A 16,770-nucleotide genomic window follows, 5' to 3' on the forward strand; every position below is an offset into this window, starting at 1 on the left:
TTTTGAAAGGAGGATTCTTTTGTTATTAGTTTTTGGAATATTCTTGCCAATAATTATAGCAATATTTATCCCATTTCTATTTAAAAAAGCTGTTAACATCCACACAGGCTGGTTCGTCTTAATAGTTCCAGTTGCACTTGTTGCTTTTTATGGGACTTACATACCTTCTGTTATGGATGGAACAACTTATACAAACGAAATGCCCTGGATTCCATCACTCGGAATATCCATTATCTCTTACATAGATGGTTTAAGCTTACTGTTTTCTTTGTTGATAACTGGAATTGGGGCACTAGTTGTGCTTTACTCCATCTTTTATTTGGATAAGAAAAAAGAGAAATTAGGGAACTTTTACGTGTACTTATTATTGTTTATGAGTGCAATGCTTGGGGTTGTCCAATCGGATCATTTAATCAGCCTGTATTTCTTTTGGGAACTTACTTCTATTTCCTCTTTCCTTTTAATCGGATATTGGTACACTCGTGATCGTTCTCGATTTGGTGCTTTAAAGTCCATGATGATTACGGTATTCGGTGGACTAATGATGCTCGGAGGATTTTTAATCCTTAGTATTATTGGAGGCAGTTTCTCCATACGTGAATTGATTGCGCAGGCTCCAGAACTTGCTGGACATGACCTTTTTGTTTGGGCGCTTGTATTAGTACTACTCGGAGCATTTACAAAGTCAGCACAGTTCCCATTTTATATTTGGTTACCAGATGCAATGGAGGCTCCTACACCAGTTAGTGCTTACTTACACTCTGCAACAATGGTTAAAGCTGGTTTGTATCTAGTAGCAAGATTTACCCCTATTTTTGCAATTTCTGAAGTTTGGGTATGGCTCGTAACTGGCATTGGTATGCTCACATTATTCTGGGGATCATTTTTTGCAGTGAAACAAACAGACTTAAAAGCAATTCTAGCTTTTTCTACTGTTAGTCAGCTTGGTTTAATCATGTCTTTACTTGGAATTGGTTCTATTGCTTATCATGTAACAGGTGATTTAGTTACCACGTATACATTTGCAACATTTGCTGCCATTTTCCATCTCATGAACCATGCTACTTTTAAAGGAAGTTTGTTCATGATTGCAGGTATTGTTGATCATGAAACCGGAACGAGAGATATCCGGAAACTTGGAGGACTTATGAGTTTAATGCCAGTAAGCTTTACAATTGCGCTTATTGGTAGTTTATCGATGGCAGGAGTTCCTCCGTTTAATGGATTCTTAAGTAAAGAGATGTTTTTAGACTCTACTTTAGCTCTACAACATTTCGATCTTTATGCAATGGATACTTGGAGTGTTTTATTCCCAATCGTTGCTTGGATTGCAAGTATATTTACATTTGTCTATAGCTTGTATTTTGTTTTCCATACATTCCGTGGGAAACATAAACCGGAACAATTACCGAAGAAAGCGCATGAAGCACCAATTGGTATGCTTGTTTCACCTGGTATTCTAGCTACACTAGTAGTTGTTATCTTCTTTGTTCCAAATTTCTTCGGTAACATGTTTATTAAACCAGCTGTAGTAGCTATTCAACCTGGAGCATATCAAGTTCCTGCAGAAGTAGGATTCACAATCAAAGCTTGGCATGGTTTTGACTCCCCTGCTCTATATATGACACTTGGTGTATTTTTAGTTGGTTTTATATTATTTAAAACGCTTACAAGATGGGCTCCCGCTTATGAAAAAGTACCAGCAAAGATTTCACTAAATCGTATATACGATGGACTAATGGGACTAGCAGATAGTGGAGCAAATCGTTTTTCATCTATTTATATGACAGGATCTATTCGATCTTATCTAATTTACATGTTTGCAGCGATTATTGTATTACTTGGAAGTACAATGTGGTTAAAAGACGCATTTGTTCTAAACACAGACAATTTAGCACCGATTCGTTTCTTTGAACTACTCATTTCTTTCATCTTAATAGTAGGTACCATTACGATTTTAGTTACAAAATCAAGACTAACTGCAATTATCGCACTTGGAGCAGTTGGATATACGGTGGCATTATTCTACATTATCTTCAAAGCACCTGACCTTGCGTTAACTCAATTAGTAATTGAAACCGTCTCGGTCGCTTTGTTTTTAGGTGCATTTTACCACCTTCCCAACATGAACAAACATGAAAAAGGAAAAGAAGATCGCGGTTTCCGTTTAGGGAACTTCCTTATTGCGCTTGGAGTAGGTGTAATGGTAACGTTAATAGCTATTTCCTCGCATTCTCAAAAACTTATCCCTTCGATTTCTAAGTATTACAAGGAAACTGTGTACACGGAAGCTGGTGGTGGAAATATCGTAAATGTCATTCTAGTAGATTATCGTGGCTTTGATACATTGTTTGAAATTAGTGTTTTAACGATTGCTTCGCTTGGGATTATTGGAATGATTACGCTTCGTCTAACAAAAAAGAAAGGAGATAGAAAAATTGAAAACAAATGATTTAATTATTCAAACGACCACCAAAGTAGTCTTTTTCATCATTTTTCTATTCTCCATTCATATCTTTTTTGCAGGTCATTACACACCAGGTGGAGGATTTGTTGGTGGATTATTAATGTCGAGTGCCATTGTTTTATTAATGCTTGCATTCGATTTAAAAACGGTGCAAGAAATGTTGCCTATAAATTATACGGTTGTTACAGCAGTAGGCTTATTAATATCTCTTGCAACAGCGGCCGGTTCTATATTCTTTAATGTTCCATTTTTTACGCATGTCTACGATTATTTTTACTTACCTTTACTTGGTAAAACCTCTATTCATACAGCAATGTTTTTTGATACGGGTGTTTACTTAGTAGTTGTCGGTGTAACGATGACGATTATTCAAATGATAGGGGGAGATGAATAATGGAAATCTTGATGTCCATTTTAATCGGCTTTCTGTTCATGGCTGCAGTCTATTTAATTCTTTCGAGAAGCTTGCTTCGCATCATTATTGGAACGGGTTTATTAAGTCACGGAACTCATTTACTTTTATTAACGATGGGCGGTTTAGGCGGGGAATCTGCTCCTGTTTTAGCAGAAGGCGTTACAGATTACGTAGACCCTTTACCACAAGCGCTGATTTTAACTGCAATCGTAATAAGTTTCGGTGTTACAGCTTTTTCCCTTGTACTAGCTTATCGTACTTATAAAGAAGTTGGTACGGACAATATGGAATTAATGAAAGGAACTGAAGACAATGATTAATTTATTATTATTTCCGGTTCTCATCCCTTTCCTATTTGCAGCGATATTGTTATTTTTCCCGAAAAAAGTGATGGCTCAACGAGTAGTTACAATTATTGGTTTACTATTTGCATTATTCTCTGCAATTGTTTTACTTCTAAAAGTAAAAACGGATGGCGTTCAAACACTCACGTTAGGTAGCTGGGCACCTCCTTTTGGAATTACGATGGTGTCGGATATGATTTCAGCACTACTTGTCACTTCCTCTCTAGTTATCGCTTTATTTGTTGTATGGTATAGCTTTACTTCAATTGGAGAAGCAAGAGAAAAGACATTTTATTACCCAGCCATTATGTTCATGTTAACAGGGGTAAATGGAGCATTTACAACAGGCGATATATTCAATATGTTCGTTTTCTTTGAAGTGCTATTAATGTCCTCTTATGTACTGATTGTATTAGGGGGAGAAAAAGTTCAGTTAAAAGAGTCGATTAAATACATACTTGTCAATATTGTTTCTTCTTCTTTGTTTGTTATTACGGTAGGGTATTTATATTCCGTAGTTGGAACGCTAAATATGGCTGATATTTCGGTGAAGATAGCAGAAATCGGTCCATCCGGAATTGTAACCGTTATAGCTGTTTTGTTCTTGATTGTCTTTGGAATTAAAGGAGGTATTTTCCCTCTATTTTTCTGGTTACCGGGATCATATGCTGCTCCTCCTGTTCCAGTACTTGCGTTATTTGGTTCACTGCTAACAAAGGTCGGTGTGTATGCCATTATGCGTACATACACATTGTTCTTCACAACAGATACTGGATTTACACATGAACTTTTGATGATTGTCTCCATTCTAACGATTATCGTAGGATCTATTGGGGCTCTTGCATACTTCGATGTGAAGCAAATTATTATTTATAATATTGTTATTGCCGTTGGAGTAATCTTGTTTGGAGCATCCATTATGAATGAAAATGGAATGATGGGTTCTGTTTTTTATTTAATTCATGATATTCTCATTAAAGGGGCTCTGTTTTTATTAATCGGGATTATTATTAGCATTACAGGTACATCCGATTTACGTAAAATGGGAGGGCTTATGAAGCGTTATCCGGTTCTTGCGTGGAGCTATTTAATCGCAGCATTTGGTCTCGCAGGAATTCCTCCGCTTAGTGGATTTGTAGGAAAGTTACTCATTGTGCAAGGTGGTCTTGAGGACGAGCTTTTGTGGCAAAGTATTTTTATCTTAGCTTCCAGTCTCATCGTTCTACTCTCTGCCATCCGCATTTTCATCTATGCATTCTGGGGTGAGGAAAAAGGAGAACACCTTATTAACGCGAAAAAGTATCGTCATTTAATAGCTCCAACGATTACGTTGGTTGGTCTCACAGTCCTATTCGGAGTTGGAGCAGAATACTTAGTTCCATTTATGACGGATGCAACTACTGTGTTACTTGATCCTTCTGTTTATGTAGAAGCTGTATTTAGAGGGGTGAAATAATGGCTTTTCAGATTTTATTAAATGTATTTATTGCGCTCACATGGATGTTCTTATCCGTCTCTTTTAAACCAACTACATTTATTATTGGTTATATAATTGGGATACTTATGCTTTTCATGCTTCGTAAATCTTTTAATTCACGATTCTATATGGCACGTGTTTGGGCTGTTATTAAGCTAATTTTGTTATTCTTAAAAGAATTAACCTTATCAAATATTTCTGTGTTAAAGCTTATTATTAAACCAGATATGCCTATTCGTCCGGCGATATTCGCAATGCCTACTGTACTCGAACAAGACTGGGAAATAACACTTCTATCAAGTTTGATTACCTTAACGCCAGGAACAATAGTTATAGACATATCCGATGACAATAAAACACTATATATCCACGCGATTGAATTTGACGATGTGGATGAAGCAATAGATTCTATAAAGAACACTTTTGAAAAAGCAATTTTGGAGGTGAGTAGATCATGACAGCCTTTCTCTGGGTAATCGTCGTTTTAATTAGTATATCCCTCCTAGGCTTTGTGTATCGTCTAGTGATAGGCCCTTCTACTCCGGATCGTGTTATTGCATTAGATGCAATTGGAGTGGGTTTAATTTCATTAATTGGCCTTATTTCCATCTTGTTTGATACTGGATTTTTCTTAGAGGTCATTTTATTATTAGCAATTCTTTCATTCATAGGTACTGTTGCTTTTTCTAAATTCACGGAGAAGGGAGAAATCATTCAACGTGACCGTAATAGCTAATTTACTTATCATTGCTACTATTTCTTTTGGAACAATATTTATTCTTGTCACTGCTATTGGATTAATTCGCCTTCCTGATGCCTATTCAAGAGCACACGCTGCTTCCAAGAGTGCAACACTAGGCGTTATGAGCATCCTACTAGGAGTATTTTTTCACTTTTGGTTGAATGAAGGTTATTTTAATTCTCGCATATTACTAGGAATTCTCTTCTTATTTATCACCGGACCAGTTGGCGGACATATGATGGGACGAGCAGCTTATTTATCTGGAGTGAAAATGTGGGATAAATCAGTACGTGATGATCTCGCTGAAGTCGTTAAGAAAAAAAGAGAAATTGAAAAATAAGAAAGCTTTTGCAACCAGCATTAATTTACGGTTGCAAAAGCTTTTGTTTTTTAATAATAACCATAATAATAAGGATATGGTGGATACGGGTAATAATAGTAAGGAGGTGGAGGTGGATATGAATAATATGGTTGTCTATACCCTCCGTAACCTCCTAACGAAGAACCTAATAGACCCCCTAAGAAACCTCCAAAAAATGGACCTCCAAAATTTCCAAAGCCAAAGCCAAAACCGGGACCTCTAAAACCACCAAAACCACCCCGTTGAAATCTTACCATGCTTCTCCTCCTTTCACCTCAGTGTATGCTACTAGGGAAAGGGAGGTTGTGCGTTTTCCCTATTCTTCGTCTGCCATTCTTTCAACCAACGTTGCAAGTGTACGTACCATTACGCCAGTACCGCCTTTTGGGCCAAAATCATGTGCAGATTTTGTATCAGAAGTACCTGCAATATCTAAATGAATCCATGGCGTATTTTCCACGAACTCACCAACAAATCCACCACCAAAAATCATATGACCATCGCTACCTGGAGAATTGTTTAAATCCGCTACATCACTTTTACGAATACGTTTTTTATCATTTTCCGTTAATGGGAGTCTCCAAACAAATTCACCTGTTTCGAGAGAAGATTCCATAAATGTTTCGAAAAACTCCTCATCATTTGTAAGAGCTCCTGTTTTATCATAACCTAGAGCTGTAATAACTCCACCTGTTAAGGTAGCTACGTCCACGATATAATTAGCTCCTTGTTGTTTTGCATATGTAACAGCGTCTGCTAAAACTAGACGACCTTCTGCATCTGTATTTAATATTTCAATAGTTTTCCCACTCATAGATGTGATCACATCATCTGGTTTGAATGCATTTCCGGAAATCATATTATCTGTAGAAGCTATAACAGCAATAACATTTTGGTTTGGACGAAGCTCACCAATAATTTGCATCGCACCTAATACAGCTGCTGCTCCTCCCATATCACCTTTCATCCCTACAATACCAGTTTTTGTCTTAATGGAGTAGCCACCTGTGTCAAATGTGATTCCTTTACCGACAAGGGCAATAACATCTTCCCACGCTTCAGTTGCTTGATATTTTAAGACGATTAGGCGTGGCTCCTCTACTGATCCTTGATTTACAGCTAAAAGCGCACCCATTCCTAATTCTTCTATTTCTTTTTTACCTAGAATTTCTGTTTCAAAATCATATGTTTCTCCTAATTCTCTTGCATACTCACCTAATTGAGTAGAAGTTAAAACATTACCAGGTGTGTTGACTAATATTCTCGCTTCATTAACAGCATCAGCATAAATACTTCCAACTTCAAAATAGGACACTACTTCTTCTGCATCTACATCTGTTAGAAGCTCAATAGCTGGCAAGTAATAGTCCGGAACATTAGAGGTTGTTTTATATCCCTCGTAAGTAAAAGAACCCATTCCAAGGCCTTCAGCAGCTAAATAAGCTACGTCTGCATCAGCAGTGGAATCAGAAGTAAAAGAAGGAATCCAAACTGCTACAGATTCGGGTTTACTAGATAAAAGTTCTTTCCCAACTAGGCCAAATGCTTCTCGAATATTTTCTTGTGTTACTTGTTTACGGTCACCTATTCCTACAAACAAAATTCTTTTAACTGCTTCTTTATTTGCAACGGGTACTTTTACAATTTTTTTCAGGTCGGAGGAAATATCTCCACTTTTAACCCACTCTAAAATATGCTCGCCAAAGTAGCTTAAAAAAGCTGCCCATTTCGTTGTATTTTCGGGATGTTTAGATACACCAACAACAAGTGTTTCAGATTGGATTTCATCAAATAAAACTGCATTTGTACTAATAATCATTATTTTTCCCCCTATAATTCGGATACACTCTTATTATATAGGAAGAAGATTAATTTTTCGAATTGTATGAATGTGTTATACTATTCTTATTTAAAGTATTAGATGAAAGGCGGTGTCTACTTTGGCAATCTTCCAAAACACTCCATTAATGGCTGCACTATTTTCTATTTTCTTTGCACAATTTGTAAAGATTCCTATTCATTTTCTAATGACAAAGAAATTAGATTGGAAGTTATTCACGTCTACTGGCGGAATGCCTAGTTCTCACTCTGCTGCTGTAACATCACTTTGTACTGCTATTGCATTTGAAATGGGACTAGATTCACCACTCTTTGCAGTTGCGACAGTATTCGCTGTTATTGTCATGTTCGATGCAACTGGCGTTCGTTTCCAAGCAGGACAGCAAGCAATTATTATTAATCAAATGCGTGCCGACTTTCAAGTTTTTATAGAACAAACGAAAGGGTGGGCTCATAAAAAAAATGAGGAAAAGATGGAAGAGTTGAAGACATTACTCGGTCATAAACCAATTGAAGTTTTTATGGGTGCACTAACAGGGATCTTGATATCTATCATAATTTACACATCGATAGAATGAAAAAAGGATGACTCCATTACAGAGTCATCCTTTTCTAATTAAAACATTTGATATCCATTTTTTCTTAAGTATTTAATGACAAAACCTGCTGCAATTGCTCCAATCAATCCACTAGATAAAATGATAATATCAGCTGCATGGAGTGAAACTATTTTATCCCCTAGGGCCCGGAAAGAAGAACTTGGTTTTGTTAGATAATCAAAAAAGCCAACTTCATCAATTATAAACACAACAACAATCGGATAAAGTATTGCCATAAACCAAGTCATTCTAAGTAACATATTTATTAAGAAGGCGATTCCAAAAAACATAACAAAAAATATGACAACTGAGAGTATCATTTGTACGAGCATAAAATCCATAATCTATTACCTCCGTAGTATCTCTAAATAGTTTACCTTAACGGAGGTTAGTATTCAATCTACTTGTCTGTTTTCACTTTTTTGTCATAATAATTTTATTTTTTTCCAGAACCATTGCAACGTCCACAAGTTTCTGAACCACCTAGCCTAAGCTGGAAGTAACCTTCTCCTTTACAATATGGACAGGATTTTTTTATGCCCTCTTTAGTTGTTTTTTGCATTAAAACTCCTCCTTTTTTGTTTTTTTATAATATTCTGATAATATATCACGGAAATGTTTATTTGTAAATAAAAAACACAAACCTTGTATTTGTGTTCTTCTTTACTACTATTTGAATCAATTTGATCATTCCGATTTACATAAAAACCACGAACAATACTAAAGAAATATATATTTTACACGGAATAAAGTATAGTTGATTTCGGCTATAGGCGGACGCTTTCCGCGGGGTGAGCGATAAGCCATCACCGCCGCTATGCGTCGTTTGTGATGTCTTATCTGTCTCACTCATCCCGCTGGAGTCGCCGCCTACCGCTTCAATCAACACAGTAATAAAGGTTCGTATTTTAATGACAAATTACTATTTATGAAATTAACTCATTTTATAAATAATTTATAACTCGTATAGCCAAATACATCACCGGGATTTATCCCTTCGATGGTTCGAAATCCGTCATCTATCGTTTTCTTCGCTAACTCATGAAGCATAACTGAGGCGTCACTATCGTTTATTAGCTTTGATGGATGTGCCCATATTACTTCATAGAGTTCCGATAGTTGTGCTTGTAAAATCGGTTCTTTCTCTATTGGTGATAATAAAAAGATAGCCATGTTATCACTAGTTTCGTTTTGGATTACCCCACTTCGAAAGCCAATCATCTTGAGTACTGTAGCAGATACTCCTGTTTCTTCTTTTACTTCACGAAGCACGGCTTGATCGACGGTTTCGTTTCTATTGACAAACCCTGCTGGTAAAGACCAACGACCGTGAAGACCCCCGTATCTTTTCTTTACTACTAGCCATTCCCCTTTATAATTCTCCACTAGTCCAGCTACCCCAAGCCAAACATTCCCACGATCTTCTCTTGCCAAACTGTACATCCCCTTTAAAAAAGCTCCCACTGATGTTTACAGTGAGAGCTTTTTGTTATTCAAATTATAAACTAAATTTACCTTTTTTCACAACAAGTGGAATTCCACCAATCATGTAAAGCGCACGGTTATCAATCACTTTTTTCATGATAGATGCTTTAGTTCCAGTAATCTTTCTACCCATTACATCACCAATCGCATCGTGTTCTCCTAGAGAACAAACTGTCCCTTTTAATTCAGGAACGAATTCTTCTGTTTCATTCCCTTTCATAAGAGCAACAATATTTTTTGCAACAGTTACTGCTTGTTGCATAGCAATTTGTGCAGTTGGAGGGTATGGACGGTTGACAGCTTCATTGATCATAAGTGCACAGTCCCCAACGATAAATACATCTGGGAATCCAGGAGCACGCATATCTTTTTCAACTTTAACGCGCGCACGCATGTTTTCAATGCCTGATGATTCGATTAAGCGATTTCCTCGAACTCCTGCAGCCCATACAACAGTACCAGCTTTGATGAATTCGAATTCTTCTTCGCCTTTTTTAATTTTAACGCCTTCAGGAGTAGCTTCTACTACTGGTGTACCAATAGAGAATTCGATTCCTTTAGACTCTAATTGTCTTACAGCATATTCTACTAGTTCAGGATCGAATCCTGGAAGTACCATTGGAGCAGCTTCGACGCATAGTACGCGCACTTTTTCTTTTGGTACATCATATTCCTTACAAAGTTCAGGAACACGATTACCTAATTCACCTAAAAATTCGATACCAGAGAATCCAGCTCCACCTACAACAATTGTTAGTCGAGTATCGTCTTGTACATCTTCTGTTGACCATGTAGCAAATTGATATTCAATGTGATCACGAATTTGACGGGCTGCATTTACGTTAGCAATCGATAACGCATACTTGTCTAAACCAGGAATTCCAAAAGTTTCGCCTTCAAATCCTAAACCAATGACTAAGTAGTCATAAGTATACTCACCAGCACTTGTTGCAATTTTTTTCGTATTTACGTCAATTGCATCTACAGTCGCTTTTACAAACGTTACTTTGCTAGAATTAATGACATCTTTTACGTCGTAACGTACTTGATCTGGGCGTAACGTACCAGCAGAAGCTTCATGTAACCATGTAGATTCATAATGGTAATCGTTTTTATTCACTAGAATTATATCTGCTTCATCGGTGCCTACTATTTTTTGAAGATTAACTATAGTAGATAACCCACCATATCCTGCACCTAATACTAGAATTGTTGGTCTTTTCACGAAGATCGCAACCACCTTTTTATAATTTTTAAGAAAAGCACAACGACACAAAAGATTCATCATTAAGCTCTTCATTTTTTGTCTATAATCCGACAAAAATCTCTTACTCCTTATATTAGCCCTTTTATCATATGATTTCAATACATTATTAGGATATCATTAACATTCGAATATACTGAAAACTCCGCGTAAAAAAAGAACATTCTCTTTTAGAAGAAAATGTCCAAGTTTATTTTAGCAACTCTCGGGTGTGCCTTCTTTTTTCGCTGTTCTAAACGAAGAACCACAACCACATGAAGCGATAGCGTTGGGATTTTCGATGGTAAATCCTCCGCCCATTAAAGATTCTTTATAATCTATTGTAGTTCCACTTAAAATGGGTGCATCTTCATTTGAAACGACAATATCAATACCATGTTGATGAAGTTCTATATCATCTTCCTGTTTTTCCTTTTCAAAACCCATCCCGTAAGAAAGCCCGCTGCACCCGCCACCATTAACAGATACACGGAGTAAAGAGCCTTCTTCACTGTTGTGCGTCATCATTTCTTTAACGCGGTAAGCTGCCGCTTCAGACAAAACTACTACATCTGTCATCTGAATCACCATTCCTTCCTTTTGTTTATAATATCAATATTTTCACCATGTATACAAGGAAAACTACTCAAACTATTACTTCACTTTCGATGAACGAATCAAGTATAATAGAACTAATTAAGCAACTGAGTGAAAAGAGGGTCAATCTTGGAAATAACTCCATATTATCAAAAAGATATAGAATGTTTGCACTGTAAAAAGAAGTTTATAACAACAAAAGTACGATCTAGATTTGTCAAAATAGATAGCCATGAATCAGACTTTCAACCTATATATCAAAACAAAGAAGTGAATCCACTTCTCTATAATACTTTCGTGTGTGAACATTGTGGCTTTTCATTCACAGAGGACTTCACCAAATACTTTGCGCCTGGAGCAAAAGAAATAATTCAACAGGAAGTTGCAAATAAATGGGTACCACACTCTTTTGGGAATGAAAGATCTATTCAAGAAGGAATTATGGCATATAAACTAGGATTCCATTGTGGATCCTTAAAAAAAGAAAAACATGTTACTATTGCTGGTCTAGCTTTACGTACTGCTTGGTTATACCGTATAGAAAACGAAGAGGAGCAAGAAAAACGCTTTATGAAAATTGCTCGTGATCGATACATAGATTCCTATTCAAGTGATGATTATAATGGAACGCAAATGTCAGAAATACGGATACTTTATTTAATAGCTGAGTTATCTAGAAGAATTGGTGAAAATGAAATTGCAACGCGCTATTTTTCCAAAGTTATTGAAAAACAAAGCAAGTCGATTGAGCCAAAAGTAATTGAAATGGCAAAAGAACGCTGGCAAGAAATGCGTGAGGACAAAGAAAAAGAAGCCCTATCTCCATAAGGCTTCTTTTTTAATATAGTTAATTAAAATACTTGTTCTACTTCAATTATTCCTGGAACTTCTTCTAGTAGAGCACGTTCAATTCCTGCTTTTAATGTAATCGTTGAACTCGGGCAGCTTCCGCATGCTCCTAGAAGGCGTAGCTTTACAATACCGTCTTCAATGTCTACAAGCTCACAGTCTCCCCCATCGCGTAGTAAAAATGGGCGTAATTTATCTAAAACTTCTTGAACTTGTTCATTTAATGTATCAGTCATATCTATCGACTCCTTTCACTATAATCATTATAATCAGAAGTAAGAAAAAAATCCATTAAAGAATCTGAAGGAGACAACTAATTATGGAACAACAAGTTTTAACAATAGAAATTTATGGTACAGACATAGTATGCGCAAGCTGTGTGAATGCTCCATCCTCAAAGGATACATACGAATGGTTGCAAGCTGCAATCGACCGGAAATTTCCGGCTCATAAAGTAACATTTACATATATCGACATTGAGAAACCAATTGAGAATGAGAAACAACAAATGATTGCGAATCGAATTGCGGAGGATGAATTTTTCTATCCACTAGTCATGATTAACGAGGAAGTAATAGGTGAAGGATATATTCAATTAAAACCAGTATATGCTGCACTTGAGAAGTATGGGTATGTGAGTACAAATTGAGCAAAAAACGAGCAAAGCATAAGCTACGCTCGTTTTTTTGTGTGTTTTATTTTGCATTTCCAAAATAAAAACATCAAAATGCTGATAAACAACATTTCAATGTTTTTTCGATTACCCATTATGTCTCTTATACATCCAAAGTAATCCAGATTTCATTAATCTTGCGATACGGCCAGTTACGGAGATATCTGCCAAGTAAGCAAAGCCTTGTTTTTTTCCTAGAGATCCCATGAAACCTTTTAATTTAATTTCCGGCATTTTTTCTGGAAGTGGCATGTCTTTCCAACGTGCTTGCAAAACTTTTACGATTTGTTCCGCTTGTTCTTCTGCTAATTGAGCACTAGGTGCAAATGGTAGAGAAGCACAATCACCTACGACAAATACGTTTTCAAAATTAGGTAGATCATGATATTGAGTTAAGATAACACGTCCTGTATTATCCTTTTCTCCTGGCAACGCTCTCACTGGTGCAGCTGGTTGAATACCTGCTGTCCATACAACCACGTCCACTGGGATTACTTCTTCATGATTATATAGTTTATTCGGTTCTACTTTTGTAATGTTGGAGTTGCTTACTACCTCTACATTGTTCGTATCGAACCATTTTTGCACATAATTACTTAAACGTTCTGGGAAATCTCTTAATACGCGTGGACTTCGATCAAATAATTTAATTTTTAAATCTGGACGACTTTCACGAAGTTCACTTGCTAGTTCAATCCCACTTAGTCCAGCACCAACAATGCCAACTATAGATCCCGCTGCTAATCCACCAACTTTATTATACGTGTCACGTGACCGCCCAATCGTTTGAATGCTGTACGTAAATTCATCTGCTCCAGGGACGTTATGGTACTTATCTTCACAACCAAGTCCAATAACTAGATCATCATACGCAACTGCTTGTCCGTCTGCTAATAAAACCTGCTTAGTTTCTACATCAATTTCTACAATTTCACCATACGTTATCTTTAGTTTAGGACTCTCAGGAAAAGCTACTCGAATCTCATTATCAGGTGATGTTCCTGCTGCTAACGCATAAAACTCTGTTTTTAAGCTATGAAATGGTGTTCGGTCTATTAATGTGATTTCTACATCATCCGGCAAGTTGTTCGGCAATAACCGAAGTAACACGCGCATATTACCGTATCCTCCACCAAGTAATACTAATTTTCGCATAATATTCTCCCTTTTATTTCAATGTCATTTCAAATTATAAATGATTGTGATGGATTTCACAATAAAACTTCTTTATTGACGATTCGATAAAAAAAGAGTAGCATGACGATGTGGTGAGGTGACAGCTATGAATCCTATGGTTGAATTTTGTATAAGCAACCTTGCAAATGGTTCTCAAGAAGCTTTTGAAATTTTAGAACAAGATCCGAATTTAGATGTACTTGAATATGGCTGTTTAAGCTATTGTTCCTTGTGCTCTGAAACTTTATTCGCCATTGTGAATGGCGATGTGGTGGAAGGCGAATCTTCAGCTGATCTTGTAGCTAAAATATATGCATATATTGAAGAAAATCCATTATTTTAAATGCTCTGTTCATCTATATGGTATAATCCGCTTACTTTCCGCGGGCGAGCAAACTCGGCTACACCTGTGGGGTCTTGTCTGGCTCGATTCAAGCAAGAGTCTGCACGAATTCTACCCAACATTGCATGCTAAAAAACAACAGTAAAACATAACAGCGTCATTTTAAAAAGACTGCAAGCAATAGCTGCTGCAGTCTTTTTATTTTGTCCACTCCAATAACGATTGTAGGAAATACGTTGGCTGTTCTCTCTGCAATTGCACTTCTTCTGTACGATTTACACCACTATTCACATGTGCTGTATGAATACCCATACGGATGCCCGTCAATATATCTGTTTGATAATTGTCTCCAATCATAATCATTTCTTCTTTTTTAAATCCATACTTCTTTTGTATAAGCTCTAACATGTAAGGCTGAGGTTTCCCCATAAATATTGGCTCTACACCAGTGGAATGCTCTACTAACTTTGTAAAAGCACCATTTCCAGGAACAAGTCCTCTTTCGTTTGGAAATGCATGATCACTATTGGTAGAAATAAAGGTTGCTCCCGCACGAACCGAAAGACAAGCAGTTGCAAGCTTTTCGTAGTTAATGGCGCGATCAATCCCCATAACAACCACATCACCAATATCTTCCGTAATGACTATTTGTTTAGAATCAAGCGCATCTTGTAAACCACTTTCTCCAATCATAAATACTGACTTTCCATGATAGTATTCATCCATATAATTCGCTGCCGCAATCGAAGAAGAAATAATATGATCTTGATCCGTATGTACATCCATTATCGCTAGCTTTTCTTGCAGTTTTTTTTGGGTCATGGAAGAATTATTCGTCACAAAAAAAGGCTCCACCCCTTTACTTTGCAAATACTGCACAAAATCCACTGCTTCTTTTATTGGCGTTTTACCTCTATACACAGTTCCATCCAGGTCTAGACAGTAAGCCTTATAGCTTAACATTCGAATCCTCCGGTAGAAAAGCAGAAACTGGACCAAGTTCATTTACCAAATAGCTTTCTACTTTTTCAGGAAATTGTTTTAAATACACTAAGTTGGATACAAGTATATGTTCTAATTTTTTATGATCAACGGAATAAAAACTACGCACAAGTTCTTTTCGAAATTCGATCACTTCTTTGATAGGAGCATCCATTTCAGGGGTAATCACATTCTCATCAGTTAAAATGTCGATAATATCATCGTAGCCACCAGGATCCCTCATGATAAAACCATCAATCATCGAATTCCCTACATCAATAATCGATTCAATCATATTTTGGCCAACTCGTTCGAACGCTAATTTTGATAATTCATCTTTATGCCAATCTGTTTTTTGGTCTATTAATACAAGCAATTCTTTCATATGTGCTAAAGTCATTGCAATTTTTTTTCGATCCACAAAATACATTGAAAAGCCTCCTAATTCTTCTTCAGTTGATATATACCTCTATTCTATAGTACCATAATTCATAGGTAGGAAGGAGTGTTGCCGGGTGGAACGATTTTTTTTATACGATGATGTAGAAGATACGAAAACAAGATTTGTTGGATTTACAGGAGATTCTCAACGATATGATTTAGCAATTTTACAAAGCTCTCGTTTTTTTGGGAAAGTGCTTGTTATGGATATTCAATATGGTCGAGCAGCCATTTTAGGTTCAGACGATTTAGAAGAACCAGGCTATCTCGAACATGTATATAATAGAACAGAAGAAGAAGCAGAAGAACTAAGAGACTACTTAAGAGAATTACTCAGCTAAGATTAGTAACAAATGGTAAACACTTGTCACTCGAGCTAAACTAAAAAACCCTTGAGCTATGATCACGAATGATCTTGCTCAAGGGTTTCATTAATTTCTAGTGGAGCCATTTTTGGGGCAACTCCTGTTTTTTTGAGAATAAAATAAGCACAACCAAAATTACAATACTCATACAAATAATCTTTCATGGTACTTATTTTCGTATCAAATGTTGCTTTATGATTACGATCCTCGAAAAATCCTTTTAAACGAAGCTGTCCATATCCCCAGTCACCCATAATATAGTCATACTTCGATAAGATTTCGCTATACCGATCCAAAAAAGCATCTTCTTTAAATGCATCTCGGTAATCTTCTAATACTTCATAAGTAAAACCTTCCACAACTATCATTTAAT

General features: G+C 36.5%; 24 protein-coding genes. 12 read left to right on the forward strand and 12 right to left on the reverse strand.

Going from position 1 to position 16,770, the window contains the following annotated elements:
* Positions 1-19 precede the first annotated feature (19 nt).
* From MHB48_RS14630 to mnhG, 7 genes are read left to right on the forward strand one after another with little or no spacing between them, the layout of a single operon-like run.
* Positions 20-2,452, forward strand: a complete 2,433-nt coding sequence (locus tag MHB48_RS14630; RefSeq protein ID WP_342598708.1) for a Na+/H+ antiporter subunit A — start codon at positions 20-22, stop codon at positions 2,450-2,452.
* Positions 2,439-2,861: a Na(+)/H(+) antiporter subunit B gene (locus MHB48_RS14635; RefSeq protein ID WP_340922543.1), complete on the forward strand. Its 423-nt coding sequence runs from the start codon at positions 2,439-2,441 to the stop codon at positions 2,859-2,861. Before MHB48_RS14630 ends, MHB48_RS14635 begins: the two co-directional genes overlap by 14 nt.
* Positions 2,861-3,202: a Na(+)/H(+) antiporter subunit C gene (locus MHB48_RS14640; protein ID WP_340922545.1), complete on the forward strand. Its 342-nt coding sequence runs from the start codon at positions 2,861-2,863 to the stop codon at positions 3,200-3,202. The genes MHB48_RS14635 and MHB48_RS14640 overlap by 1 nt, the downstream gene beginning before the upstream one ends.
* Positions 3,195-4,682 (forward strand): Na+/H+ antiporter subunit D, encoded by a 1,488-nt coding sequence (locus tag MHB48_RS14645; RefSeq protein WP_342598709.1) that lies wholly within the window; start codon positions 3,195-3,197, stop codon positions 4,680-4,682. The genes MHB48_RS14640 and MHB48_RS14645 overlap by 8 nt, the downstream gene beginning before the upstream one ends.
* The gene (locus MHB48_RS14650) at positions 4,682-5,161 is read left to right on the forward strand and encodes a Na+/H+ antiporter subunit E (RefSeq protein WP_342598710.1); all 480 of its coding nucleotides are present in this window, start codon (positions 4,682-4,684) and stop codon (positions 5,159-5,161) included. The genes MHB48_RS14645 and MHB48_RS14650 overlap by 1 nt, the downstream gene beginning before the upstream one ends.
* Entirely contained in the window at positions 5,158-5,439 is a 282-nt protein-coding gene (locus tag MHB48_RS14655) for a Na(+)/H(+) antiporter subunit F1 (protein WP_340922552.1), read from the forward strand. Before MHB48_RS14650 ends, MHB48_RS14655 begins: the two co-directional genes overlap by 4 nt.
* Positions 5,423-5,785, forward strand: coding sequence for a monovalent cation/H(+) antiporter subunit G (gene mnhG, locus MHB48_RS14660; protein WP_342598711.1), 363 nt, complete (start codon positions 5,423-5,425; stop codon positions 5,783-5,785). Before MHB48_RS14655 ends, mnhG begins: the two co-directional genes overlap by 17 nt.
* 50 nt (positions 5,786-5,835) lie before the next feature.
* On the opposite strand, the gene MHB48_RS14665 is transcribed toward mnhG, so the two are convergent.
* Complete coding sequence (locus MHB48_RS14665) at positions 5,836-6,063, reverse strand: hypothetical protein (protein WP_342598712.1); 228 nt, start codon at positions 6,061-6,063, stop codon at positions 5,836-5,838.
* Between the two features lie 59 nt (positions 6,064-6,122).
* The gene (locus tag MHB48_RS14670) at positions 6,123-7,625 is read right to left on the reverse strand and encodes a leucyl aminopeptidase (protein WP_342598713.1); all 1,503 of its coding nucleotides are present in this window, start codon (positions 7,623-7,625) and stop codon (positions 6,123-6,125) included.
* Positions 7,626-7,746: 121 nt separating this feature from the next.
* Here MHB48_RS14670 and MHB48_RS14675 point away from each other — a divergent pair, with 121 nt between their 5' ends.
* Complete coding sequence (locus MHB48_RS14675; protein WP_342598714.1) at positions 7,747-8,223, forward strand: divergent PAP2 family protein; 477 nt, start codon at positions 7,747-7,749, stop codon at positions 8,221-8,223.
* Between the two features lie 38 nt (positions 8,224-8,261).
* Here MHB48_RS14675 and MHB48_RS14680 read toward each other — a convergent pair whose 3' ends face one another.
* From MHB48_RS14680 to MHB48_RS14700, 5 genes are all read right to left on the reverse strand, one after another.
* Positions 8,262-8,585 (reverse strand): YuiB family protein, encoded by a 324-nt coding sequence (locus MHB48_RS14680; RefSeq protein ID WP_342598715.1) that lies wholly within the window; start codon positions 8,583-8,585, stop codon positions 8,262-8,264.
* A 95-nt stretch (positions 8,586-8,680) separates the two neighbouring features.
* Positions 8,681-8,806 (reverse strand): YuiA family protein, encoded by a 126-nt coding sequence (locus tag MHB48_RS14685; protein WP_342598716.1) that lies wholly within the window; start codon positions 8,804-8,806, stop codon positions 8,681-8,683.
* Positions 8,807-9,183: 377 nt separating this feature from the next.
* Entirely contained in the window at positions 9,184-9,687 is a 504-nt protein-coding gene (locus MHB48_RS14690; protein ID WP_342598717.1) for an NUDIX hydrolase, read from the reverse strand.
* Between the two features lie 55 nt (positions 9,688-9,742).
* Positions 9,743-10,954 (reverse strand): NAD(P)/FAD-dependent oxidoreductase, encoded by a 1,212-nt coding sequence (locus tag MHB48_RS14695; protein ID WP_342598718.1) that lies wholly within the window; start codon positions 10,952-10,954, stop codon positions 9,743-9,745.
* Between the two features lie 234 nt (positions 10,955-11,188).
* A complete protein-coding gene (locus MHB48_RS14700; protein WP_342598719.1) occupies positions 11,189-11,551 on the reverse strand; it encodes an iron-sulfur cluster assembly accessory protein in 363 nt (120 codons plus the stop codon).
* A gap of 147 nt (positions 11,552-11,698) precedes the next feature.
* On the opposite strand from MHB48_RS14700, the gene MHB48_RS14705 reads away from it, so the two are divergent.
* The gene (locus MHB48_RS14705; protein ID WP_342598720.1) at positions 11,699-12,397 is read left to right on the forward strand and encodes a DUF2225 domain-containing protein; all 699 of its coding nucleotides are present in this window, start codon (positions 11,699-11,701) and stop codon (positions 12,395-12,397) included.
* Between the two features lie 23 nt (positions 12,398-12,420).
* Here MHB48_RS14705 and MHB48_RS14710 read toward each other — a convergent pair whose 3' ends face one another.
* Positions 12,421-12,654 carry a NifU family protein gene (locus tag MHB48_RS14710; protein ID WP_340922570.1) on the reverse strand — a complete coding sequence of 78 codons (234 nt, stop codon included), beginning with the start codon at positions 12,652-12,654 and terminating at the stop codon, positions 12,421-12,423.
* Between the two features lie 83 nt (positions 12,655-12,737).
* On the opposite strand from MHB48_RS14710, the gene MHB48_RS14715 reads away from it, so the two are divergent.
* On the forward strand, positions 12,738-13,067 hold the full coding sequence (locus MHB48_RS14715; RefSeq protein WP_342598721.1) for a YuzD family protein: 330 nt from the start codon (positions 12,738-12,740) through the stop codon (positions 13,065-13,067).
* Positions 13,068-13,178: 111 nt separating this feature from the next.
* Here the strand turns inward: MHB48_RS14715 and MHB48_RS14720 are convergent, their stop codons facing one another.
* Positions 13,179-14,246 carry an NAD(P)/FAD-dependent oxidoreductase gene (locus tag MHB48_RS14720; protein ID WP_342598722.1) on the reverse strand — a complete coding sequence of 356 codons (1,068 nt, stop codon included), beginning with the start codon at positions 14,244-14,246 and terminating at the stop codon, positions 13,179-13,181.
* Positions 14,247-14,373: 127 nt separating this feature from the next.
* Here MHB48_RS14720 and MHB48_RS14725 point away from each other — a divergent pair, with 127 nt between their 5' ends.
* Positions 14,374-14,610: a YuzB family protein gene (locus tag MHB48_RS14725; protein ID WP_342598723.1), complete on the forward strand. Its 237-nt coding sequence runs from the start codon at positions 14,374-14,376 to the stop codon at positions 14,608-14,610.
* A gap of 198 nt (positions 14,611-14,808) precedes the next feature.
* Here MHB48_RS14725 and MHB48_RS14730 read toward each other — a convergent pair whose 3' ends face one another.
* Both MHB48_RS14730 and MHB48_RS14735 read right to left on the reverse strand, forming a co-directional pair.
* The gene (locus MHB48_RS14730; protein WP_342598724.1) at positions 14,809-15,573 is read right to left on the reverse strand and encodes a TIGR01457 family HAD-type hydrolase; all 765 of its coding nucleotides are present in this window, start codon (positions 15,571-15,573) and stop codon (positions 14,809-14,811) included.
* Positions 15,560-16,021 carry a DUF86 domain-containing protein gene (locus tag MHB48_RS14735; protein WP_342598725.1) on the reverse strand — a complete coding sequence of 154 codons (462 nt, stop codon included), beginning with the start codon at positions 16,019-16,021 and terminating at the stop codon, positions 15,560-15,562. Before MHB48_RS14735 ends, MHB48_RS14730 begins: the two co-directional genes overlap by 14 nt.
* Positions 16,022-16,106: 85 nt before the next feature.
* On the opposite strand from MHB48_RS14735, the gene MHB48_RS14740 reads away from it, so the two are divergent.
* Entirely contained in the window at positions 16,107-16,373 is a 267-nt protein-coding gene (locus tag MHB48_RS14740) for a DUF3055 domain-containing protein (RefSeq protein WP_340922582.1), read from the forward strand.
* A gap of 62 nt (positions 16,374-16,435) precedes the next feature.
* Here MHB48_RS14740 and MHB48_RS14745 read toward each other — a convergent pair whose 3' ends face one another.
* Positions 16,436-16,765, reverse strand: coding sequence for a YutD family protein (locus tag MHB48_RS14745; RefSeq protein WP_342598726.1), 330 nt, complete (start codon positions 16,763-16,765; stop codon positions 16,436-16,438).
* Between the last annotated feature and the right edge of the window lie 5 nt (positions 16,766-16,770).

Origin of the sequence: Psychrobacillus sp. FSL H8-0483, from assembly GCF_038637725.1 — a bacterium.
Lineage (GTDB): Bacteria > Bacillota > Bacilli > Bacillales_A > Planococcaceae > Psychrobacillus.